The 22436-nt window shown below is 68.8% G+C and carries 24 protein-coding genes and 1 pseudogene; 1 reads left to right on the top strand and 24 read right to left on the bottom strand.

Going from position 1 to position 22436, the window contains the following annotated elements:
- The 4 genes from V6M56_RS02610 to rimP all read right to left on the bottom strand — a co-directional run.
- Positions 1 to 249, bottom strand: a 249-nt coding sequence (locus V6M56_RS02610) for a translation initiation factor IF-2 associated domain-containing protein (protein WP_332681018.1), incomplete at its 3' end; no start/stop codon positions are given.
- A complete protein-coding gene (locus V6M56_RS02605; RefSeq protein ID WP_332681017.1) occupies positions 246 to 974 on the bottom strand; it encodes an RNA-binding protein in 729 nt (242 codons plus the stop codon). The genes V6M56_RS02605 and V6M56_RS02610, both read right to left, overlap by 4 nt.
- 23 nt (positions 975 to 997) lie before the next feature.
- Positions 998 to 2590, bottom strand: a complete 1593-nt coding sequence (nusA, locus tag V6M56_RS02600) for a transcription termination factor NusA (protein ID WP_332681016.1) — start codon at positions 2588 to 2590, stop codon at positions 998 to 1000.
- Positions 2591 to 2595: 5 nt separating this feature from the next.
- On the bottom strand, positions 2596 to 3315 hold the full coding sequence (gene rimP / locus V6M56_RS02595; RefSeq protein ID WP_332681015.1) for a ribosome maturation factor RimP: 720 nt from the start codon (positions 3313 to 3315) through the stop codon (positions 2596 to 2598).
- 251 nt (positions 3316 to 3566) lie between these two features.
- On the opposite strand from rimP, the gene V6M56_RS02590 reads away from it, so the two are divergent.
- Positions 3567 to 4655, top strand: coding sequence for a DUF2336 domain-containing protein (locus tag V6M56_RS02590; RefSeq protein ID WP_332681014.1), 1089 nt, complete (start codon positions 3567 to 3569; stop codon positions 4653 to 4655).
- Here the strand turns inward: V6M56_RS02590 and trmB are convergent.
- The 20 genes and pseudogenes from trmB to V6M56_RS02490 form a co-directional block, all read right to left on the bottom strand.
- Positions 4630 to 5322 carry a tRNA (guanine(46)-N(7))-methyltransferase TrmB gene (gene trmB / locus V6M56_RS02585; RefSeq protein ID WP_332681013.1) on the bottom strand — a complete coding sequence of 231 codons (693 nt, stop codon included), beginning with the start codon at positions 5320 to 5322 and terminating at the stop codon, positions 4630 to 4632. The genes V6M56_RS02590 and trmB overlap by 26 nt on opposite strands.
- A 353-nt stretch (positions 5323 to 5675) precedes the next feature.
- Positions 5676 to 6881, bottom strand: coding sequence for a methionine adenosyltransferase (gene metK / locus V6M56_RS02580; protein WP_332681012.1), 1206 nt, complete (start codon positions 6879 to 6881; stop codon positions 5676 to 5678).
- Positions 6882 to 7043: 162 nt separating this feature from the next.
- Positions 7044 to 7454 carry a helix-turn-helix domain-containing protein gene (locus V6M56_RS02575; protein WP_332681019.1) on the bottom strand — a complete coding sequence of 137 codons (411 nt, stop codon included), beginning with the start codon at positions 7452 to 7454 and terminating at the stop codon, positions 7044 to 7046.
- Positions 7455 to 7574: 120 nt separating this feature from the next.
- Entirely contained in the window at positions 7575 to 9170 is a 1596-nt protein-coding gene (gene lnt, locus V6M56_RS02570) for an apolipoprotein N-acyltransferase (RefSeq protein WP_332681011.1), read from the bottom strand.
- Positions 9170 to 10150 carry a hemolysin family protein gene (locus V6M56_RS02565; protein ID WP_332681010.1) on the bottom strand — a complete coding sequence of 327 codons (981 nt, stop codon included), beginning with the start codon at positions 10148 to 10150 and terminating at the stop codon, positions 9170 to 9172. Before V6M56_RS02565 ends, lnt begins: the two co-directional genes overlap by 1 nt.
- Positions 10147 to 10743, bottom strand: a complete 597-nt coding sequence (gene ybeY, locus V6M56_RS02560) for an rRNA maturation RNase YbeY (RefSeq protein WP_332681009.1) — start codon at positions 10741 to 10743, stop codon at positions 10147 to 10149. The genes V6M56_RS02565 and ybeY overlap by 4 nt, the downstream gene beginning before the upstream one ends.
- Positions 10740 to 11894 (bottom strand): PhoH family protein, encoded by a 1155-nt coding sequence (locus tag V6M56_RS02555; RefSeq protein ID WP_332681008.1) that lies wholly within the window; start codon positions 11892 to 11894, stop codon positions 10740 to 10742. The genes ybeY and V6M56_RS02555 overlap by 4 nt, the downstream gene beginning before the upstream one ends.
- A gap of 114 nt (positions 11895 to 12008) precedes the next feature.
- Entirely contained in the window at positions 12009 to 13364 is a 1356-nt protein-coding gene (gene miaB, locus V6M56_RS02550) for a tRNA (N6-isopentenyl adenosine(37)-C2)-methylthiotransferase MiaB (RefSeq protein WP_332681007.1), read from the bottom strand.
- A gap of 247 nt (positions 13365 to 13611) precedes the next feature.
- On the bottom strand, positions 13612 to 14415 hold the full coding sequence (locus V6M56_RS02545; protein ID WP_332681006.1) for a lysophospholipid acyltransferase family protein: 804 nt from the start codon (positions 14413 to 14415) through the stop codon (positions 13612 to 13614).
- 83 nt (positions 14416 to 14498) lie between these two features.
- A complete protein-coding gene (locus tag V6M56_RS02540; protein WP_332681005.1) occupies positions 14499 to 14996 on the bottom strand; it encodes a GNAT family N-acetyltransferase in 498 nt (165 codons plus the stop codon).
- A gap of 2 nt (positions 14997 to 14998) precedes the next feature.
- Complete coding sequence (gene tsaB / locus V6M56_RS02535) at positions 14999 to 15682, bottom strand: tRNA (adenosine(37)-N6)-threonylcarbamoyltransferase complex dimerization subunit type 1 TsaB (protein WP_332681004.1); 684 nt, start codon at positions 15680 to 15682, stop codon at positions 14999 to 15001.
- Between the two features lie 173 nt (positions 15683 to 15855).
- The gene (locus tag V6M56_RS02530; protein WP_332681003.1) at positions 15856 to 16422 is read right to left on the bottom strand and encodes a NifU family protein; all 567 of its coding nucleotides are present in this window, start codon (positions 16420 to 16422) and stop codon (positions 15856 to 15858) included.
- A gap of 96 nt (positions 16423 to 16518) precedes the next feature.
- The gene (locus V6M56_RS02525; protein ID WP_332681002.1) at positions 16519 to 17013 is read right to left on the bottom strand and encodes a universal stress protein; all 495 of its coding nucleotides are present in this window, start codon (positions 17011 to 17013) and stop codon (positions 16519 to 16521) included.
- Between the two features lie 99 nt (positions 17014 to 17112).
- Complete coding sequence (gene trpS / locus V6M56_RS02520) at positions 17113 to 18174, bottom strand: tryptophan--tRNA ligase (protein WP_332681001.1); 1062 nt, start codon at positions 18172 to 18174, stop codon at positions 17113 to 17115.
- A 50-nt stretch (positions 18175 to 18224) separates the two neighbouring features.
- Positions 18225 to 19811 carry a murein biosynthesis integral membrane protein MurJ gene (gene murJ, locus V6M56_RS02515; RefSeq protein WP_332681000.1) on the bottom strand — a complete coding sequence of 529 codons (1587 nt, stop codon included), beginning with the start codon at positions 19809 to 19811 and terminating at the stop codon, positions 18225 to 18227.
- Positions 19808 to 20122 carry a type II toxin-antitoxin system RelE/ParE family toxin gene (locus V6M56_RS02510; RefSeq protein ID WP_332680999.1) on the bottom strand — a complete coding sequence of 105 codons (315 nt, stop codon included), beginning with the start codon at positions 20120 to 20122 and terminating at the stop codon, positions 19808 to 19810. Before V6M56_RS02510 ends, murJ begins: the two co-directional genes overlap by 4 nt.
- Positions 20123 to 20128: 6 nt before the next feature.
- Positions 20129 to 20383 (bottom strand): ribbon-helix-helix domain-containing protein, encoded by a 255-nt coding sequence (locus V6M56_RS02505; RefSeq protein ID WP_332680998.1) that lies wholly within the window; start codon positions 20381 to 20383, stop codon positions 20129 to 20131.
- 69 nt (positions 20384 to 20452) lie between these two features.
- Positions 20453 to 21760, bottom strand: a complete 1308-nt coding sequence (hslU, locus tag V6M56_RS02500; protein ID WP_332680997.1) for an ATP-dependent protease ATPase subunit HslU — start codon at positions 21758 to 21760, stop codon at positions 20453 to 20455.
- Positions 21757 to 22341 carry a hypothetical protein gene (locus tag V6M56_RS02495; RefSeq protein WP_332680996.1) on the bottom strand — a complete coding sequence of 195 codons (585 nt, stop codon included), beginning with the start codon at positions 22339 to 22341 and terminating at the stop codon, positions 21757 to 21759. The genes hslU and V6M56_RS02495 overlap by 4 nt, the downstream gene beginning before the upstream one ends.
- A pseudogene (locus V6M56_RS02490) lies at positions 22338 to 22436 on the bottom strand (HslU--HslV peptidase proteolytic subunit); the annotation flags it as partial. The gene V6M56_RS02495 and the pseudogene V6M56_RS02490, both read right to left, overlap by 4 nt.

Genomic DNA, 22436 nt, shown 5'->3' with positions numbered 1-22436 from the left:
AGCGGCAGGCGCCGGCAGCGGCCGCGGCGGCACGGGCGCCGCCTGCGGCTGCGGGGCGCGGGTGACCGGTGGGGGAGGGGCGGGCTCATGGCCGCCGACGCGGCGCTTGACTTCGACGACGACCTGCTTCGAGCGTCCATGCGAGAAGCTCTGCCGAACCGTGCTCTGTTCGACAGGCCGCTTCAGCGACAACGTCTTGGGAGGCGTCACGCTCAAGGTCTTGTCGCCCGGGTTCTTGGTGTCACTCATTCCGCTTTCGGTCCTGCCGGTTCGGTCTTCGTTTGATCTGCTGCGTCGGATTCCGCCGGGTCTATAGACGGCGTCCCACCAGCATCGTCCGTCCGAAAGCGGACGAGCCGACGCCAGCGCGAGAGGAAACCCTCAGTCGCCGGTCCCGGAGCAAGCGCTGCATGTATCACATGCTCACGCCCTAACGCCAGTTCCAGTTCAGCCGCCGCGAAAATCGCGACGAGCGGGATATCGCGCGTCTTCAATCCTGCCTCGGCCCGGCCAGTAGCGGCACGGTACAGGGCCTGGCCGATCTTGCGCTTGCCATCCTCGGCGCCATCGCTGGCAGCGATCACCGCGGCGGCGCGGCCGGAGCCGGCCAGGGCCTCGACCTTGGAAAAGCCGGTCGAGACGAGACCGGCCTTATTGGCCATGGCGAGCGCCTGGATGGCGTCCCTCGCCATCAGGGCATCGATTTCGTCGGCGAGCGCGGCGGAAACCACGACCTTCTGCTTCAGCGAGCGCTCGAAGGCCTTGCGCTTCACCGCCAGGGCGACCGCCGCAGCGCTCAGGCCGACCCAGACGCCGCGCCCGGGCAGCTTGCGCCGCAGATCGGGCACCAGCACCTCGCCGGGGCCGACGACGAAGCGGATCAGGTCCTCAGGCGCACGCGCCTGGCGCGTCACCACGCAGGTCCGCTCCTGGCCCTTCTCCGCCCGTCCCTCGCGCTCAGCCCGCGGCGCCATGGCGCGGCCTCCGGCTTGCGTCCTCAGGCCTGCGCCTCTTCCTCGGCCTCGGTCTCGGCGGCGGGCTCCGGCGCCTCGATCCAGCCCGCCTTGACGCGGGCGGCCATCACCATCGCCTCGGCATCCTGGCGCGACAGGTCGAAGCCGTCGAGATAGCCGGCATGGCGGGTGGTCTCGCCATCCTTGCGCTCGGTCCAGCCGACCAGGTCGTCGGTGGCGCAGCCGGCGAGGTCCTCGAGGCTCTTCACCTCGTTCTCGCCGAATGCGACCATCATCGCCGTGGTGACGCCCTCGACCTCGCGCAGCTCGTCCTCGACGCCGAGCGCCCGGCGCTTCTCGTCGAACTCGGCCTCGACGGCGGCCAGATAGTCCTGGGCGCGCGTCTGGATCTCGGCGGCGGTGTCTTCGTCGAAGCCCTCGATCGAGGCGAGCTCGGACGGCTCGACATAGGCGACCTCCTCGACCGAACGGAAGCCTTCCGAGGCGAGCAGCTGGCCCACCGTCTCGTCGACGTTGAGGGCGTTCATGAAGATCTCCGTGCGCTGCACGAACTCCTTCTGGCGGCGCTCCGATTCCTCGGCCTCGGTCAGAATGTCGATGTCCCAGCCGGTGAGCTGCGAGGCGAGGCGGACGTTCTGGCCGCGGCGGCCGATGGCGAGCGAGAGCTGCTCGTCCGGCACCACGACCTCGATCTTGTCGGCTTCCTCGTCGAGCACGACCTTGGCGACTTCTGCCGGCTGCAGCGCGTTGACGACGAAGGTCGCGACATCGGGCGACCACGGAATGATGTCGATCTTCTCGCCCTGCAGCTCGCCGACCACGGCCTGCACGCGCGAGCCGCGCATGCCGACGCAGGCGCCGACCGGGTCGATCGAGGAATCGCGCGAGATCACGGCGATCTTGGCGCGCGAGCCGGGGTCGCGGGCGACCGCCTTGACCTCGACGATCCCGTCATAGATCTCCGGCACTTCCTGGCCGAACAGCTTCGACATGAACTGCGGATGGGTGCGCGACAGGAAGATCTGCGGGCCGCGCGGCTCGCGGCGCACGTCATAGACATAGGCGCGGGCGCGGTCGCCGACCTTGAAGGTCTCGCGCGGGATCATCTCGTCGCGGCGGATGATCGCCTCGCCGCGGCCGAGATCGACGAAGACGTTGCCGTATTCGACGCGCTTGACCGCGCCGTTGACGATCTCGCCGATGCGATCCTTGTATTCGTCGTACTGGCGGTCGCGCTCGGCCTCGCGCACCTTCTGCACGATCACCTGCTTGGCCGACTGGGCGGCGATGCGGCCGAAATCGAAGGGCGGCAGCGGATCGGCGATGACGTCGCCGACCTGGGCCGCCGGGTTGTGGCGCTTGGCCTCGTCGACGGTGATCTCGGTGGCGTTGTTCTCGACCAGGTCGACGACCTGGAGATGGCGCGCCAGGCGCAGTTCGCCGGATTTGGTGTTGATCTCGGCATGGACGTCGGTCTCGGCGCCGTAGCGCGAGCGGGCCGCCTTGGCGATGGCGTCCTGCATCGCGTCGATCACGATCTGGCGGTCGATCGACTTCTCGCGGGCGACGGCGTCTGCGATCTGCAGCAGTTCGAGCCTGTTGGCGCTGACAGCCATTGCACTCACTCCTCTTCTTGTCGGTTCTGCTCGGGAGACGGCTTCTTGCCCTTGGCCGGCTTGCGGGCCTTCGGGTCGCGCGGTCCCAGCGATTTGCCGCGCCCGGGCGCGGGCATGGCGATCTCGTCGGCGGGTGGCATCTCCGGCGGCAGGCCGGACTTGCCGCGCCGGAGCGATTCGGTGACCAGGGCGTCGGTCAGCACCAGCCGCGCCTCGGCGATCAGCCGCATCGGGATCGAAACCTCGCGCTCCTCCTCCGACTTCGCGTCGTCGCGCGTCAGCAAGGCCTCGCTGCCGCTGACGCCGCGCAGGATGCCGCGGAAGCGCTTGCGACCGGCGACCGGCTCGCTGGTGTCGATCTTGGCGAGGTGCCCGGCCCAGCGCGCGAAATCGCCGGGACGCACCAGCGGCCTGTCGATGCCCGGCGAGGAGACCTCGAGATGATACGCCGCCTGGACCGGATCGTCGACATCGAGCGCCGGCGAAACCGCCTGGCTGACGGCTTCGCAGCCCTCGACTGTCATCGTCCCGTCCGGACGCTCGGCCATGATCTGCACGGTGCAGCCGTTCTGGGCCGAGATGCGGACGCGGACCAGGCGATAGCCGATATCGGCGATCGCCGGCGCGACGATCGCGGCCACCCGCGCGGCGACGCCGGTCTCGACGACGATCCGCGTTTCCTGATCCTGTTGTGCGTCCTGCTCGCCCATTGCCCGGCTCGCCATTACCCCGCCTGCGGCGCCAATGGCGACCGCGCGCGCCCGGAAGGCTTCGGCCAACAAAAAAGAGCGGGCCGGCGGGCCCGCTCTTGATCGCCGGCTTACACCGAAACCAGAGCTGTTGAGGGCCTATCTAGTCCTGTTCGACGCATCTTGCAAGCCGCGAGGCGGCCAGGCGCCATTTCGGAGGTTCCGCTAACCGGCTGGTCATTCTTGCCTGCTAGGCTGTCGCCGATATTGGTGATGAGGTTGCGTAAATGAGTCCCGTCGGAGCGCTGCTGCGCGATCTGGAAACGACGATGGCGCGCGGTTCGAGCGACGAGCGCGCCGCGATCCTGGCGCGGCTGACCGAGCTGTTCCTGAGCACGGCGACAGGCATGGCCGAGGATCAGGTCAGCGTCTTCGACGTCGTCATCGGCCGCCTTGCCCGGGCCATCGAGATCAGGGCCCGCATCGAGCTCGCAGAACGGCTTTCGGACGTGCCGAACGCGCCGAGCGGCGTCGTCCGCCAGCTTGCCCTCGACGAGATCGCGGTCGCCCGGCCGGTGCTCGTCGGCTCGCCGCGCCTCAGCGACAACGACCTCGTCGCGATCTCGGCCGCCAAGGGCCGCGACCATATGCTCGCCATCACCGAGCGCGCCGATCTCGGCGAGCCGGTCACCGATTTCCTGATCCTGCGCGGCGGCCGCGTCGTCACCCATGCGGTCGCAGCCAACCAGAGCGCACGCTTCTCGCGCCATGGCATGGGCGTGCTGGTGATGCGCGCCGCCCAGGACGACGCCCTGCAGGCGACGCTCGGCAACCGCGCCGACGTGCCCGCCGACCTCGCCGAGCAGCTCCTGACCGCGGCCAAGAACTCGGCCCGCCGCCGCCTCGAGGCCTCGCTCGAACCGGCCATGGCGGGCGCGGTCGCCGGCGCGGTCGAGCGCAGCGCCGAGACGGTATCGGCCCAGGCCGAGATCGGCGACGACCTCGGCAAGTTCGGCACGGCGCTCTCCGACATCAAGGTGCTCAACGAGGCCGGCAAGCTCGACGAGGCCGTGATCGCCCAATATGCGGCGTCCGGCGCGGCCGAGCACGCGATATGCGGCGTCGCGGTCCTGGCCGGGCTTTCGCTGCCCTCGACCGAGCAGATCGTCTTCGGGCCGGATCGCGACGCGGTGCTGCTGGTGGCGCGCGGCATGGGCTGGTCCTGGGAGACCGCCAAGGGGCTGATCGGCCTGCGCAAGGGCGACGGCAAGTCGGCGCCGGTGCTGGAGCGGGCGCGGCTCAGCTTCCGCAACCTGACGCCGACCACCGCCCAGCGCGTCCTCGGCTTCCTCAGGATGCGCGACGGTACGACGTGAGATAGCTCGGCACCCGGCCGGCTTTCACCGCCTTGGCCTCGTAGCGGGTGCGCACCCAGCCGGGATAGGGCCGGCGCCAGTCGTCGGCGGCCTCGTCGGCCCAGTCGAAATCGGGCGAGGCCAGCAGCCGCGCCAGCGTCCAGCCGACATAGTCGTCGATATCGCTGGCGAAGCGAAAGCGCCCGCCGGAGCGCAGCGCCCGCGCCAGCAGCGCCAGCGTCCGCTCCGAGACGAAGCGCCGCTTGCGCTGGCGCCGCTTCGGCCAGGGATCGGGATAAAGCAGGTCGACCGCATCCAGGCTGCCCGCCGGCAGGCGCGGCAGCAGCAGAGCGGCATCGCCGTCCCAGAGCCGGACATTGCGCAGGCCCTCGCGCTCGATCACCGCGAGGAACTTGGCCATGCCGTTGACGAAGGGTTCGCAGCCGATGAAGCCGATCTGCGGGCTCTCGCGCATGCGCGCCAGCAAATGCTCGCCGCCGCCGAAGCCGATCTCGAGACGGACGGCCTCGACCGGAACGGGAAACAGGTCCGGCAGGTCACCGAGTTCGCCCTCCGGCAGGCGCAGGCCCGGCAGCGCTTCCGCGATCCGGCCGGCCTGGCCTTCACGCAGGCCCTTGCCCTTGCGCCGGCCGAAGAAGGCCCGGTCGGGATCGAAGTCGTTCGTCATGCGAATGGTCTCGCAGCTAGAGCCGGATGCTTTCAGACGGAATCGCGAAGCGCTTCCGTCTGAAAGCTGAATCCGTCTCTCACCAAAGGGTTAGAGCAGGATTCTTGCGAAAAACCGGTTCCCACTTTTTCGCATCCTGCTCTATTCATCCTGGGAAAACGCCTCGTCATTCCGGACAAGCGGCGCAAGCCGCGCCGATCCGGAATCCATCGTAGAGTGAGCGGCCTCCGATGGATTCCGGGTCTCCGCTTCGCTGCGCCCGGAATGACGGCGCTTGTAGCGCAACCTGCCGAAAGAAAAAGGCCGGAGCCGACGCTCCGGCCTTCCTGGTCTCCGGCGAGCCGGATGTCAGCTCAGGCCAGGGCCTTCTTCAGCGTGTCGACCAGGTCGGTCTTCTCCCAGGAGAAGCTGCCGTCGCGGCCGGCCTTGCGGCCGAAATGGCCATAGGCGGCCGATTTGGCGTAGATCGCCTTGTTCAGGCCGAGATGGGTGCGGATGCCGCGCGGGGTCAGGTCCATGACCTCGCCGAGGACGGATTCGAGCCGCGCCTCGTCGACCTTGCCGGTGCCGTGCAGGTCGACATAGATCGAGAGCGGCTTGGCGACGCCGATGGCATAGGAGAGCTGGATCGTGCAGCGCTCGGCCAGCTTGGCGGCGACGACGTTCTTGGCGAGATAGCGCGACGCATAGGCGGCCGAGCGGTCGACCTTGGTCGGGTCCTTGCCCGAGAAGGCGCCGCCGCCATGGGGAGCCGCGCCGCCATAGGTGTCGACGATGATCTTGCGGCCGGTCAGGCCGGCATCGCCGTCAGGGCCACCGATGACGAACTTGCCGGTCGGATTGACGTGCCAGACGGTCTCCTTCGAGATCCAGCCATCGGGCAGGGTCTGGCGGATATAGGGCTCGACGATCTTGCGGACATCGGCCGAAGTCAGCTTCTCGTCGAGATGCTGGGTCGAGAGCACGATCTGGGTGACGCCGACCGGCTTGCCGTTCTCGTACTTGACGGTGACCTGGCTCTTGGCGTCGGGGCCGAGCTTGGCGGCGGCGCCCTCACCGGAGTGACGAGCCTTGGCCAGGACCTCGAGGATCTTGTGGGCGTAGTAGATCGGCGCCGGCATCAGCTCGGGCGTCTCGCGGCAGGCGTAGCCGAACATGATGCCCTGGTCGCCGGCGCCTTCATCCTTGTTGCCGGCGGCGTCGACGCCCTGGGCGATGTCGGCCGACTGGGCATGCAGCAGCACGTCGATCTTGCACTTCTTCCAGTGGAAGCCGTCCTGCTCGTAGCCGATCGCCCGGATCGCCTTGCGTGCCGCCGACTTGACCTTGCTCTTCATCGCCTTCTCGTCGAGCGAGGTGCGGACCTCGCCGGCGATGACGACACGGTTGGTGGTCGCCAGCGTCTCGCAGGCGACGCGAACCTGCGCCGCGTCCATGCCGGCCTTGGCGGCCTCCTTGAAGAACAGGTCGACGACCTCGTCGGAAATCCGGTCGCAAACCTTGTCCGGATGGCCTTCGCCGACCGACTCGCTGGTGAAGAGATAGTTCTGGCGTGACACGGGCGGAAATCCTTGTTGGCGGGATCTTCGAGGCGGACGCTGGCGCGCGCCGACGCGATGGCAAAAACGCGCAGCGTCTTTGCAGTGGAAATGTTCGCCGTCAAGGCCGGAAATTCTTTTGACAGATGGTTCGTTCGGCAAGGCGAACGCGAAAACGCCGAATCAGGCGCTTTCCTCGGCTTCTTCGGCCAGGGCCTCGACCAGGTCGACGATACGGCGGCGGACCCGGGTGCTCTTGATCTTGACGAAGGCCTTGGTCAGCTGGACGCCTTCGCTGGTGGCGAGGAAGTCCGAGACATAGGTGGTCGAGGCCATGTCGGCGAAGCCGCCTGCCGGGGTATCGCCGCTCGGCGCGCCGTCGAAGAAGAACGAGACCGGGACCTCGAGCATCTTGGCGATCTGCTGCAGGCGGCTGGCGCTGATCCGGTTGGCGCCCTTCTCGTATTTCTGCACCTGCTGGAAGGTCAGCCCGAGTGCGTCGCCGAGCTTCTCCTGGCTGACACCGGCGAGCATGCGGCGCATGCGCACGCGGCTGCCGACATGGCGGTCGATCGGGTTTGGTACTTTCTTCAACATCGGTGCTGTCGGCCTCGCGTCCCGTCATTCCGCGCATCGGCCCGTCGGAACGATGCTCGGCACCCGCAACGACACCCCCTTAGCACGGATAAATCCGCAGGAAAGTTCCAAACGGGATCAATTCTGCGGTCTCAATAGCCCAGTGAGCAGGGATATTACAATCAGGCATGCAAAAAAGACATCCCCGAACTGCGAATATGGCGTAACGGGACCGGCCTGCGGCAAGGTCGCATCGAGCACGCCGGTCTCGCCCAGCGCCAGCGCAGCCCGGACCCGGCCATAGCCGTCGATCACCGCCGAGATGCCGGTATTGGCGACGCGGACCAGCGGCAGTCCTTCCTCGACGGCGCGCAGGCGGGCCTGCGCCAAATGCTGATAGGGACCGCTGGTGATGCCGAACCAGCCGTCATTGGTCAGGTTGAGGATATAGCCGGGGCGCGGGCCGCTCGGCATCGCCTCGCCGGGGAAGACGATCTCGTAGCAGATCAGCGCGGCCGCCGGCGGCAGGCCGCGGACCTGCAGCGGGGCGTGCCGCGTACCGGCAGCGAAACCGCCCGGCACGGAAACGAATTCGGAAAGGCCGAGCGCGCGGATCGACCGATCGAGGAAGGGCGGCAGGTACTCGCCGAAGGGCACGAGATGCACCTTGTCGTAGCTGCCTGAGATCACGCCTTCGTCATCGACCACCTGGATCGCATTGTAGATCGGCGGCCGGCTCTCGCCCGGCAGGGTTTCGCCGGCGCGGGCCGCGCCGGTGATCAGGGTCGCGCCGGGCGGCAGCAGCGCCGCGATCCGCGCCAGCGCCAGCGGCGTGCGCCCCAACAGGAAGGGAAAAGCCGATTCCGGCCAGATCAGATGCGTGACGTCCTGGACACCGAGCGTCGTCGGGCTGGTCGCCCGGTCGCTGAGCGCGAGATAGCGCGCAAGGATCATCTCGCTGTTGTTCGGACTGAACTTGGCATCCTGCGGCAGGTTCGGCTGCATCAGGCGCAGCTTCACACCGGCAACCGCGGCGACCGGCCCCGCCGGCACGCGCCAGGCACCGAAGGCAGCCATGGCCGCCAGCGCGAGCAGAGCAAATACCGAAGGCCGCCAGCGCGCCGCGCCGGATTCGGCCGTGCCCAACGTCGCCGGCGCCGCGCCGATGGCGACCGCAAGCAGGGTCAGCCCGTAGAGCCCGATCAGCGAGGCGCTCTGCGCCAGCCATTCCGGCCCGGCCAGCATCATGCCGTAGAGGTTCCACGGAAAGCCGGTCAGGACATGGCCGCGCAGCCACTCGCTCAGCGCCAGCATCGCCGCCAGCACCAGGATGCGCCCGGCGCCGGTCGGCCAGAGCAGCCGGGCGCAGCCGAAGCCGAGCGCCGGAAAGAGGGCGAGGAAGGCCGGCAGCGCGACGACGCCGAGCGGCATCGCCCAGGCGAACTTGTCGGCCTCGACCAGGAAGGCCGCGCCGAGCCACCACAGCCCCGCGAGGTGGAAGCCGAAACCCCACCACCAGCCGGCGAGCGCGGCGGCGCGGAAGCGCCCGGCCCGCGTTTCCGCCACCGCCCCGTCGATCAGCCAGACGGCAATGGTCATCGGGACGACGACGAGCGGCCAGAGATCGAGCGGCGCCAGCGCCAGGGCGCCGCTCGCCCCCGATGCCAGGGCGATCAGCCGCTTGCGCCAGCCCCAGGCGAGGATGACGTGGTCGGCCAGAGCCGCAAGCCCCATCACGACGCTTCCGGCGCGGCGTTCTCGCCGGCCGCGACCGGGTCGCGGCGATGGATGCGCAGGCGCTTGACGCGGCGGGGATCGGCGTCGAGCACCTCGAACTCGAGCCCCTCCGGCCCCTGGATCAGCTCGCCGCGGGCCGGCACGCGGCCGGCCAGGGTGACGATCAGCCCGCCGAGCGTATCGACCTCCTCGGCGACCTCGGCGGCCGAGAGGTCGATCCCGGTGGCGTCGTTCAGCTCCTCCAGCGTCGCCCGGGCATCGGCGATGAAGCGGTTCTCGCCGGCCGGCGCGATCGTCGGCGCCTCGTCCTGGTCATGCTCGTCCTCGATGTCGCCGACGACGATCTCGACCAGATCCTCGATCGAGACCAGCCCGTCGGTGCCGCCATACTCGTCGATGACGAGCGCGATATGGGTGCGCGTCGCCTGCATGCGGACCAGCAGGTCGACCGCCGGCATCGAGGGCGGCACATAGAGCACCGGGCGCAGCATGCTGGCCTCGGCCAGCGTCACCGACAGGTCGACGGCGCCGAGATCGGGCACGGCCTCGCCGTCGCCGCCCGAGCCGGGCCCGGCCCGGGCGGCGAGGAAGTCGAGGAAATCGCGGATGTGGATCATGCCGCGCGGGTCGTCGAGGGTCTCGCCATAGACCGGAAGGCGGGAATGCCCCGCGCTCCGCAGCAGGGCGAGCAGGCTCGCCAGCGTGGCCTCCAGCGAGACCGCGATGATGTCGGCGCGCGGCACCATCACGTCGTCGACCCGGCGCTCGCGCAGGCTGAGCACGTTGGAGAGCATGGCCCGCTCCTGCGGGCTGATGTCGGCGATCTCGCCGCCGCCCTGCGCCAGGGCTTCGGTGATCTCCTCGCGGACGGAGCCGCCATGGCGCAGGCCGAGCCGGTCGAGGAACTGGCCGAGCCAGTGCGACAGGCCGCGGCCGGCGGTTTCGGAGGTGGCGGTAGATCGAGGATCGTCGCTCATGGCGCGGGTGGGGACTGTTTCTTGCTGGCGGCCGCGACAGGCGGCGGCCGGGTGGGTTGCGGGTCGGTTCCGGCATAGGGATCGGCGATGCCGAGCCGCGCCAGAGCCGCGGTTTCCATCGCCTCCATGCGCTGTGCCTCCGCCTCGCTCTCGTGATCCTCGCCGAGCAGGTGCAGCAGGCCGTGGATGACGAGATGGCTGAGATGATCGCCGAGGCTCTTCTGCTCGGCCTCCGCTTCGCGCGCCAGGGTCTCGAAGGCCAGCACGATGTCGCCGAGCACCGGGCTGGCAGCGATGCGCTCGGCAGGAACCGCCGGAAAGGAGAGCACATTGGTCGGCTTGTCGAAGCCGCGCCATTCGCGGTTGACGGCGCGGATGCGCTTGTCGTCGGTCAGGAGCAGGCTGAGCTCGGCGCCGGCGAGCGGCTGCAGCCGGGCAAAAGCGAGCCCCGCCGCAACGGCAGCCTCGATGCGCGGCCGCAAATTCTCGACCTCGCGCCAGCGCCGCGACTGCAGGCGCAGCTCGAGGGCGAGCCCGCCGGTCGGCGACTCGGATCGCGGCGCGGCGCGCCGCGATCGAGGTCGGTCGTTCATCGCGGCTTCTCCCGCGAAAGCATGCGCTTCAGCCCGTCGGCATCGCCTTCCACCGGACCGGCATCGGGCGCCGGCAGGCTGGCGAGCCGGGCCTCGCGCTCGTCGCGTTCCCTCCTCGCGGCATCCTCATAGGCCATGACGATGCGGCGCACGAGCTCGTGGCGGACGACGTCGCCCTCCTCGAAGCGGGCATGGCCGACGCCCTCGACGCCGGAGAGCAGCCGTACCGCCTCGATCAGGCCGGAGCGCTGGCCCGGCGGCAGATCGACCTGCGAGGGGTCGCCGGTGATGATCATGCGCGAGCCCTCGCCGAGGCGGGTCAGGAACATCTTCATCTGGACCGAGGTCGCATTCTGCGCCTCGTCCAGCAGGACGACGGCATTGGTCAGGGTCCGGCCGCGCATGAAGGCGAGCGGGGCGATCTCGATCATCCCGGTCTGCAAGGCGCGCTCGACATGGCGCGCCTCCATGAAATCGTTGAGCGCGTCGTAGATCGGCCGCAGATAGGGATCGACCTTCTCGCGCATGTCGCCGGGCAGGAAGCCGAGGCGCTCGCCGGCCTCGACCGCCGGGCGCGACAGCACCATGCGCTCGACCACGCCCTGCTCGATCAGCGAGACCGCATGCCCCACCGCGAGCCAGGTCTTGCCGGTGCCGGCCGGCCCCTCGGCGAGGACGAGCTCATGGCGCTTGAGTTGGCGCAGATAGGCGTCCTGCGCGGCATTGCGGGCCCGGACCGGGCCGCGCTTGCGGGTGACGATCGCGTCGAAGGCCGACTTTCCGGCATTGTCGACCGGGAAGAGCGAGCGCTGGACATTGCTCTCCTCGATCGCGCCGTCGACCTCGCCGAGATTGACCGCGGCGCCGATCTTGGCACGGGCATAGAGGGTGCGCAGCACGCGGCCGGCCTGCTCGGCCGTCTCCGGTGGCCCCTTGATGGTGATGTGGTTGCCATTGGGGCTGACAACGACGCCGAGCCGGCGCTCGAGATGCGCCAGGTTCTGGTCGTACTGGCCGAAGATCAGGCTGGCGAGCTGGTTGTTGTCGAAGGACAGCACGACTTCGGTGCCGGGCAGCGCGTCGCGCGCCGGTACCTCCTCGCGCAGCGCCGGCGGGTCGCGGCGAGCGCCGCGGTCGGATCTCGGATTCATCGGGTCAGCCTGGGCCAAAGGCATCGTCTCCCTGGAGCACGGTTGGGCAATGGGGGAATAGTCCTACGCGATCGAACCCAACGCATCCTCGGCATACTTTACTGTCGCGACCGCTCAGGCCGCGAGATCGGGCTGGCCGGCGGCGCGGCCGAACAGCGAATTCGAGCCGGCCCGCTCGATCGTCACCATGACGCGCTCGCCGATGCGATGCGTCGCGGTTTCGATCTGGACCGCCTGCAGATACGGGGTCTTTCCGGCGAGCTGGCCGGGATGGCGCCCGGCGCGCTCCAGCAGCACCTCGACGGTGCGGCCGACCATGGCGTGGTTGAACTCCTGGCGATGGCGCTCGACCAGGCCCTGCAGGCGCTGCAGGCGCTCGTCCATCAGCGCCGGCTCGACCTGGGTTTCGAGTTCGGCCGCCGGCGTGCCGGGCCGGGGCGAGTATTTGAACGAATAGGCCGAGGCGAAGCGGACATCCTCGATCAGCCGCAGCGTCTCCTCGAAATCGGCATCGCTTTCGCCGGGGAAGCCGACGATGAAATCGGAGGACAGGGCGATGTCGGGCCGTGCCTTGCGGACCTTGTCGATCAGCCGGCGGTATTCGTCCGCCGTGTGCTTGCGGTTCATTGCGGCCAGGATGCCGTCGGAGCCGGCCTGCACCGGCAGATGCAGGAACGGCATCAGTTGCGGCAGGTCGCGATGGGCGGCGATCAGCTCGTCATCCATGTCGCGCGGATGGCTCGTGGTGTAGCGGATGCGGGCGATGCCCGGCACCTCGGCGAGACGGCGCATCAGCCTCGCCAGGCCCCAGACGCGCCCGTCCTGGCCCTCGCCATGATAGGCGTTGACGTTCTGGCCGAGCAGCGTGACGTCCTGGACCCCGGCCTGCGCCAGCCGCTCGACCTCGGCGACGACCTGCGCGACCGGGCGCGAGAACTCGGCGCCGCGCGTATAGGGCACGACGCAGAAGGCGCAGAACTTGTCGCAACCCTCCTGCACGGTGACGAAGGCCGAGATGCCGCGCGCCAGGATCGCCGCCGGCTTGGGTGCCGGGAGATGGCCGAACTTGTCGTCCGGCGGCAGGTCGGTGTCGACGACGCGGCCGCGGCGCGCTTCCGCCAGCAGAGCCGGCAGGCGGTGATAGGCCTGCGGGCCGACGACGAGATCGACGGCCGGCTGCCGGCGCTGGATCTCGGCGCCTTCGGCCTGGGCGACGCAGCCGGCGACGACGAGCGTGGTCTCGCGCCCGTCCGCCTTGCGCGCCTGCTTCAGCTCGCGCAGCTTGCCGAGCTCGGTATAGACCTTGTGCGCCGCACGTTCGCGGATGTGGCAGGTGTTGAGCAGGATCAGGTCGGCGTCGTCGGGCGTCGCGGTTTCCTCAAAGCCCTCGCCGCCCAGAACATCCGCCATGCGCTGCCCGTCATAGACGTTCATCTGGCAGCCATAGGACTTGATGTGGACTTTCTTCATCAACCCGGTTCCGACCTCAACCTCGTCTCCTTACTCTAGAGCCGGATGATGTCAGATGGAATCATGGAATGATCCCATCTGACATCTGAATCCGTCTCTCACCAAAGGGTTAGAGCAGGATTCTTGCGAAAACCGGTTTCCACTTTTCGCATCCTGCTCTAGCCGGCCGCAATTTGGGAATCATACCGCCGCGGGAGGTCGGCACGCAATATCTTGGCCGATGACGACCAGCCATCGCGACGCTCGCTCAGGCGCGTGACCGCCCCGTGACGGCCTCCTGCCGGGCCCGGCGGATGGCGATTTCGGCGAGCCGCGTCGCCTCCTTGCGCGAAAGCTTGCGCCCCATCCGGATCGGCTCGCCCCAGGCGAGCTCGACATCGACCGCGCCTGCCGCCAGCAGCGCCCTCAGATGCGGCCCGAGCTCGGTATCGCCATGCCAGGCCAGCGCCGCGCGCTCGCTGCGCCCGCCGCGCAGGCCATAAAAGCCGGTATAGGTGATGCAGAGCGGATAGATCGTGATCTCGGCCTCGCCTTCGCCGCGCAGCGCCTGATGCGCCGCGCCGAGCAAGGAGGAGCGCAGCGGCAGCACGCGCGTGCCGTCGCCGGTCGTGCCCTCGGCGAAGAGCACGACGGCCTGGCCGTTCGACAGCCTCTGGCCCATCTCGGCGGCGACGTCGGCGGTGGCGCTGCGGCGCATCCGGTCGATGAAGACGGTGCGCTGCAGCTTGGAGAGCCAGCCGATCACCGGCCAGGTTTCCACCTCCGCCTTGGCGACGAAGGAGAGCGGGCGCACGGCGCCGAGCACCGGGATGTCGAGCCAGGAGACGTGGTTGGATACGATCAGCCCGCCCTCTCCGCGGCCCGGCGGGGTGCCGCGAATCACGGTGCGTACGCCGAGCCCGCGGCAGACCAGGCGGTGGAACAGCCGCGTGAACAGGAAGCCATGGCGCGGGCCGAGCCGCATCGAGATGAGCTGCGGCGGAATCAGGACGAGCGTGCCGAGGCAGATCAGCGCCATGCGCAGCATCGCGCCGGGACGTAGGCCGTTCATTCTTCGCGCCGCGCTCCGCTCACCTGGCCCCGGCTATAGTCGCCGGCCGTCCGCGCGTCCATGGCCGGCGCCGGCAGTTCCCCTCAAGAGAGATCGAGCCGCATCACCAGCGCCGCGGCGCGGCTGCCATCGGCCTTGGGATAATAGCCCTCGCGCCGGCCGACATCGACGAAGCCGAACTGGCGGTAGAGGCCGATCGCCGCCGCATTGCCCTCGTCGACCTCGAGGAAGAGCCGGTTCACGCCGCGCGCCGAAAGCTGGGCCAGATGGGCGCCCAGCAGCGATCTTGCGAGGCCGGCGCGCCGGCCGGTCCTGGCAACCACGATGCTGAGGATCTCGGCCTCGTCCGCGGCCAGCCGCGACATCACGAAACCGGCCGGCTCGGCGGCACTGCCGGAGAACACGCCATCGGTGAGGATTCCGGGGTCGGCCAGCAGGGCCGCGCATTCGCCGGGCTCCCAGAACCGCGCGAAGCCGCCCTGATGGTGCAGGGCCGCGACCTGGCGCGCCTGCGCGGCATCGAGCCGGCCGGTGCGGGCGGGGGCCGCCCGGCGGCGGCGCAGGCGTTCGAGCCAGTCCATGGTCAGCGCCGGGGCAGGCGGGCGCGGTCCTGCGGCGTCGTCTCCGGCTCCTTCAGGTAGAGCGGGCGCGGCGGGGCGCTCTGCGGATCGGCGATCAGGCCGAGCCGCGCCACCCAGATCACGTCCGGCGCCTTGGCGTCGTCGACGATGACGGCGTCGAGCCCGATCGCCCAGGCCTCGTTGGCGACGGCGAGCGCAGCCGAGCCGACGAGCGAGACCGGGCCGGCACCGATGGCGCGGGCCGCATCGCGATGATTGACCTGGCGGATCGAGACCAGCGGCTTGCCCTGCGCGTTCAGGGCCTGGAACCAGACCTGGCCATGCCTGGCATCGAGCGCCGCGGCGATGACCCGGCCGCCCTCGCGCCCGACCAGCGGGGCGGCCGAGGCCGCCAGCGTCGAGACCCCGACGGCGGGGATTCCGGCGGCGAAGGCGATGGCCCGCGCCGCGCTGATGCCGACGCGCAGGCCGGTATAGCTGCCGGGGCCGATCGTCACGGCGACACGGTCGAGCGAGGAGAAGCCGCCCGGCGTCGCGCCGATGACGCGCTCGATCATCGGCATCAGCGCCTCGGCATGGCCGCGCTCCATCGCCACCTGCTCGATGGCGACGGGCAGCGTCTCGCCGGCCTCGAGGACGCAGGCCGAACAGGCGCCGAGCGCGGTGTCGATCGCGAGGATGCGCATCAGTCTTCGGCCCAGCCCGTCAAATCGCCCATGAAAAACCCACCGTCATTCCGGACAAGCCGCGTAGCGGCGCAGCTCCGGAATCCATCGAAGGACGATAAGCGCTACGATGGATTCCGGCGCTCCGCTTCGCTGCGGCCGGAATGACGCGCGAGCAGAGGGCGCAGCCCCGCTCAAACCGCCTCGACCTCGCGGACCTGCGGCAGGAAATGCCGGAGCAGGTTCTGGATGCCGTGCTTCAGCGTCGCGGTCGAGGACGGGCAGCCCGAGCAGGAGCCCTTCATCGCCAGATAGACGGTGCCGTCCTTGAAGCCGCGGAAGGTGATGTCGCCGCCATCGCCGGCGACCGCCGGGCGGATGCGGGTCTCGAGCAGCTCCTTGATGGTCTCGACGGTCGCGGCATCCTCGTCAGCGAAGAACTCGTCCTCGCTCTCATCCGCGCCATTGGACGCAGCGCCGTCGGCGAGCAGCGGCGCGCCCGACATATAGTGTTCCATGATCGCGCCGAGGATGGCGGGCTTGAGATGCGGCCACTCGCCTTCCGCCTTGGTGACGGTGATGAAATCGGAGCCGAAGAACACGGCCGAGACGCCCTTGACGCCGAAAAGGCGCGTGGCGAGCGGCGAGCGGTCGGCCTGCGCCGGATCGCGCAGCTCGACCGGCCCGTCGGGCGAGACGCTGCGGCCGGGCAGGAATTTCAGGGTAGCGGGATTGGGCGTGGCTTCGGTCTGGATGAACATGGCTCTTACCTCCGGCACCGGCGGGTCAAGGCCGCCGTTCCTCCCATCGATATAGGCCGGGCGCTGGAATCATTCCAGCCGCAGCGGCATCGCCGCTCAGGCCAAAGCGTCGATTTCCTCGTCGGCCAGATGGCCCGGCACGATGGCGACCGGGATCGGGAAGGTCCCGGCGCTCTTGCCGGCGAGCGCGCTGACCAGCGGGCCGGGCCCGTTGCTGCCGGTTCCGGCGGCCAGCACCAGCAGCGAGATGTCCTCGTCGGCCTCGATCAGCTTGACCACCTCGTCGGCCTTGACGCCGGTCCGCACCACCTTCTCCGGCTCGAGGCCGGCAAGCGCCCGCACGGAAGCGGAAGCGGCGGCAATCAGCGCCTCGGCCTCGGCTTCGGCCTCGGCCTGCATCACCTCGCCGACGCCGAGCCAGGTCTCGTCGGCCGGAGGCGTGACCACGCCGAGCAGCACGATCGAGGCGCCGACGCGGGCGCAGCGCCGCGCCGCGAAGCGCACGGCCTTGGCGCATTCCGGGCTGTCGTCCACCACTGCGAGGAATTTCGGGCGATGGCCCGTCTCGTAGGACCGCCGTCTCTTGACCATTGCCGCCGCCTGTCGTCGCTTCCAGAGCCTGTTATCTGGCAGGCGCCGCAAGGTCAGCGCAAGCCCGGCCGAGCCTGCCGGGCCCGGTGCGCTTTCCGTTCAGCGGCGCCGGACGAAGCCGACGATGTCCTTGACGTCGCGCATGATCGGCGCCGCGATCTCGGCGGCACGGTCGGCACCGTCGCTGAGGATGGCGTCGACATGGCCGGGATCGGCGAGCAGGCGGCGCATCTCGCCGGCGAGCGGCGCGAGCTTCGCCACGGCGAGATCGACCAGCGCCGTCTTGAAGCCCGAGAACTGGCCGCCGCCGAACTGGGCGAGCACCTGCTCCCGGGTGGCGCCCGAGAGGCCGGCATAAATGCCGACGAGGTTCTCGGCCTCGGCCCGGCCCTCCAGCCCCTTCGCCTCGGAAGGCAGAGGCTCGGGATCGGTCTTCGCCTTGCGGATCTTCTGGGCGATGGTCTCGGCATCGTCGGTCAGGTTGATGCGCGAATAATCCGACGGGTCGGACTTCGACATCTTCTTGGTGCCGTCGCGCAGGCTCATCACCCGCGTCGCCGGGCCCTGGATCATCGGCTCGGGCAAGGGGAAGAACCCGAGATCGCCGGTGCCGGTGCCGAGCTTCCCGATCTGCTCGGAAAAATCGTTGTTGAACTTCTGGGCGATGTCGCGGGTCAGCTCGAGATGCTGCTTCTGGTCCTCGCCGACCGGGACATGCGTCGCCTTGTAGAGCAGGATGTCGGCGGCCATCAGCACGGGATAGTCGTAGAGCCCGACCGAGACGTTCTCGCGGTCCTTGCCGGCCTTCTCCTTGAACTGGGTCATGCGGTTGAGCCAGCCGAGGCGGGCGACCGCGTTGAAGACCCAGGTGAGCTCGGCATGGCCCGCCACCTGGCTCTGGTTGAAGATGATGCTCCGCTTCGGATCGACGCCGGCAGCGATATAGGCGGCCGCGACCTCGCGGGTGGCGCGGGTCAGCTCGACCGGGCCGCCCCAGACGTCCATGGACGGCGTGATCGCGTGCATGTCGACGACGCAATAGATGCAGTCATGCGTTTCCTGCATCGCCACCCAGTTCACCAGGGCGCCGAGATAATTGCCGAGATGGAGCGTCGAGGTCGGCTGCATGCCGGAAAAGACGCGGGGAAGGAAAGCGGCCATCGGGCGCTCCGTCATCTTGCGAAATCGGGCCTGAGCGACGAATCCTCGGCTCAGGACCGCGGCGTTCTGGCGGAAGCGCCGCGAAGGCGCAAGAGCAGCGGCCCGAATGCGCCGAGGATCCAGCCGGCAAGGCCATAGACGGCAGCCCCGCCGAGGCAGAGCAGCGCCAGCGCCGCGGCGCGCCACAGGCCTGGCTGGCCGGGCGCAAGCAGCGGCAGCAGGGGCCGCAGCAGGGCATCGAGCGCCGCCGCCATCAGCGCCGCGGCGAGCAGGATGGCGAGGACCGTGCGCGCCGTCGCCCGGTCGGGACGCCACAGGCCCTCGCGCAGCAGATGAAAGCCCAGGAGCCCCGCCTGGACGATGAAGGCGAGGCTCGCCGCCAGGGCACCGACCATGGCGGCGTCGCGCCAGCCGAGCAGGGCATAGCCGGCGCCGGCGGCGACCAGAACTGCGGCGAAGCCGGCGAGCAGCGGGGTGCGCGGCCGGCGCCGGACGAAATAGACCTGCCCGAACACCTTGGCGGCCAGCGCGAAAGGCAGGCCGAACGCGAAGGCGGCGAGCGCGGCGGCGGTGCGCTCGCGGTCGGCGGCGCCGAAGCGGCCATGCTCGAACAGCACCGAGACGATCGGCTCCGCGAGCTGGAACAAGGCAGTGGCCGCCGGCACGGCGAGGGCGAGCCCGAGCGCCAGGGCCCGGCCGAGCAGGGCGTCGTGGCCGGCGCGATCCTGCTCGCCCGCCATCGCCGAGAGCACGACCGTGCCCATGGCCACGCCGAAGAAGCCGAGCGGAAGCTGGAAGACGCGATCGGCATAATAGAGCGCCGCGACCGAGCCGATCCCGGTGGAGGCGATCTGGACCGAGACCAGCAGGACGAGCTGCGCCGCCGAGGCCGCCAGCAGGGTCGCGCCGCCGGTCCGGACCAGCCGGCTCATCTGCGGCGACCAGCGCAGGCTGGGGCGGGGCAGGCCGATCCGCCGCAGCCGGGCGAGGATCAGCACGAGATGGGCGAGGCCGGTCAGGCTGAGGCAGGCCGCGAGCAGGGTGGCACTGTCCTGGCTCGGCCCGCCCCGGAAGAGCTCGAAGACCAGGGCGCCGAGCAGGATCGCGTTCATCAGCGCCGGCGCCAGCGCCGCGACCGTGAAGCGGCCCTCGGCATTGAGCAGCGCCGCGAGCAGGGCGGCGAGCGTCGTCAGCAGCACGAAGGGCAGCATCAGCCGGGTGTAGAAGGCGGCGAGCGCCAGCGTCTGCGGCTCGTCGGCGAAGCCGCCGGCCAGCCCGAGCACGACCCAGGGCGCGAACAATTCGGCAAGCGCCACGAAACCGAGCAGCAACAGGCCGAGATGGCTCGCCGCCTCGCCGGCAAAGCGCTTTGCCGCCGCCTCGCCGCGCTCGGCCTTGATCGCCAGATAGAGCGGCACGAAAGGTGCGTTGAGCCCGCCTTCGCCGAGCACGCGCCGGACCAGATTGGGCAGGCGCAGCGCCGCCAGGAAGGCGTCGGCCACCGGCCCCGCCCCGAGCAGGCGCGCGATCAGCACATCGCGGGCGAAGCCGAGCAGCCGCGACAGGATCGTCGCGGCGCCGACGATGAGAGAGTCGCGGGCGAGGCGAGAGGCTGGCTGACCCGTCGGCCCTTTCACGGCGCGAAATCGTCGCGCAGGCGGTCGATCTGGTGCATGCGCTGGTGCAGGATCGTCACGATGCCGATGTCGCCATTCGCCAGCCGGCGCCAATAGACGACATGGCGTTCGTAGCGGACCATATAGCCCTCGACGCCGAACTCGGCAGGAACCGGCCGCGAAACGACGCCATGGGTGTCGATGCGGGCAAAGGTCTCGAACAGGCCGTTCAGGTATCGCTCCGCCTGATCCCTGCCCCAACGCTCGCGCGTATAGCGATAGATCTCATCGAGGCGGTGCGAGGCCGCTTCCTGGATGCGGATGGCGGCCATCGACGCTCAGGCCTCGTTGCGCGCGATCACCTCGGCGGCGCTCAGCGGCCGGTAGGCGGAATCCGGCGCAGCGAAAGCGCGCTGAAGCTCGGCCTTCAGCCGCTCGAAGGCTTGGCCTTCGGCACGCTCCTTGTCGCGGCGGATCAAGTCGCGGACATATTCGCTGACGTTCTCATAATCGCCGTTCGGCCCGACATTCTCCGCGATGAAGTCGCTGAGCGGGCCGCTGAGCCGGACGGTCATGGTGGTGGTGCGCGACATGACTTTGCCTCCCTGTCTTCATCATGAACAAGAATGAAGACGAAGACCAGCCAACTCTGCTCGCCGTGCCTACAGAATGAACCGGCTCAAATCCGCATTCCGCGCCAGGTCGCCGATCCTCGCCTCGACATAGGCCGCGTCGATGGTGACGTTCTCGCCGCCGCGGTCGGTCGCGGTGAAGGAGATCTCGTCGAGGATGCGCTCGATCACGGTCTGGAGCCGGCGCGCGCCGATGTTCTCGACCGTGGAGTTCACCTCGACCGCGATCCGGGCGATCGCCGCAACCGCATCCGGCGTGAAGGCGATCTCGACCTGCTCGGTCGCCAGCATCGCCACCGACTGCTTGATCAGGCTGGCCTCGGTCTCGGTCAGGATGCGCTTGAAATCCTCGACATCGAGCGGCTGCAGCTCGACGCGGATCGGCAGGCGGCCCTGCAGCTCCGGCAAGAGGTCGGACGGCTTCGAGACATGGAAGGCGCCCGACGCGATGAACAGGATATGGTCGCTCTTCACCGGCCCGTGCTTGGTCGCGACCGTGGTGCCCTCGATCAGCGGCAACAGATCGCGCTGCACGCCTTCGCGCGAGACGTCGGCGCCGGAGCGGCCCTCGCGGCCGCAGATCTTGTCGATCTCGTCGAGGAAGACGATGCCGCTGTTCTCGACCTCGCGGATCGCCGCCTGGACGATCGCCTCCTGGTCGATCAGCTTGTCGCTCTCCTCGGCGAGCAGCGGGCCATAGGCCTCCTTGACCAGGACCCGCCGGGGCTTGCCCTTCTGCCCGAAGGCCTTTCCGAACATGTCGGAGAGGTTGATCGCGCCGATCGAGGCGCCGGGCATGCCGGGCACCTCGAACATCGGCTGGCCCGAGGCGCCGGAGGCGATCTCGACCTCGATCTCCTTGTCGTCGAGCTCGTTGGCGCGCAGCTTGCGGCGGAAGGCGTCGCGCGTGGTCGCACTCGCCGTGGCGCCGACCAGCGCGTCGAGCACGCGCTCCTCGGCGGCGATATGGGCCTTGGCCTGCACGTCCTTGCGCCGGCTCTCGCGCACCAGGCCGATCGCGACCTCGACCAGGTCGCGGACGATCGATTCGACGTCGCGGCCGACATAGCCGACCTCGGTGAACTTGGTCGCCTCGACCTTGATGAAGGGCGCGTTCGCCAGCTTGGCGAGGCGGCGGGCGATCTCGGTCTTGCCGCAGCCGGTCGGCCCGATCATCAGGATGTTCTTGGGCGCGACCTCCTCGCGCAGCGGGCCTTCGAGCTGCTGGCGGCGCCAGCGATTGCGCAGCGCGATGGCGACAGCGCGTTTGGCGTCGTTCTGGCCGACGATATAGCGGTCAAGCTCGGAGACGATCTCGCGAGGGGAAAACGTGGTCATTTGCCTCTAAACTCTGAGAAAACATTCGCCGAGAGAAAGTTCATATTCTCAAGATCGGAGATCGTGAACTGGTGATCCCGAAACAGCCTGCTGCCTTTGGATTTCGATGAAGGCTTACTAACAAGCTGGATCAGGTGTCCTCGCGCACTCAATACGAAATCTCGTATTTGCTTTCTATGAACAATAAAAACTACAAAAGGAGAATTCTTCTCTACAGAGTAGAGATCCCGGAATCTATCATCAACATCGCCCAACAATACGATGAAATCCACATCCTTGTTGCCAGACACCCCGAGAACGTTTGTCCATGACCATCGGCGCGTCGATGCCTTGGGATTCGGAATATTGAGCCGAGAATACTTGATTTCGATCTTCAGCGAACCGACGACCATGTCGTAGGATGCATTGCGCGCGGTTCTGATGCCGTTGAGCATGTCGGCGATCAGCTTCTCGCCTTGCAGGCCCGTCAGCATATACTCCCGGGTCTTGATGAAGTTCAGCTCGGCCTCGAGCTTCTCGACTTGCTGGAGCAAACGCTGGTTTTCCGCCATCTGCAACTGCAACGAATCGCACTGCATCATGCCGCCTCCAGGCTCTCGATGACCAGGCTGTGATTGGTGTAGACGCAGATGTCGCCGGCGATCTTCATCGCCTTGCGCACGATCGTCTCGGCATC

The sequence above is a fragment of the Allobosea sp. genome (assembly GCF_036675845.1).
GTDB lineage: Bacteria > Pseudomonadota > Alphaproteobacteria > Rhizobiales > Beijerinckiaceae > Allobosea.
Note: the sequence above shows the minus strand (reverse complement) of the source record. Positions and strands in the feature narration are given on the sequence as shown.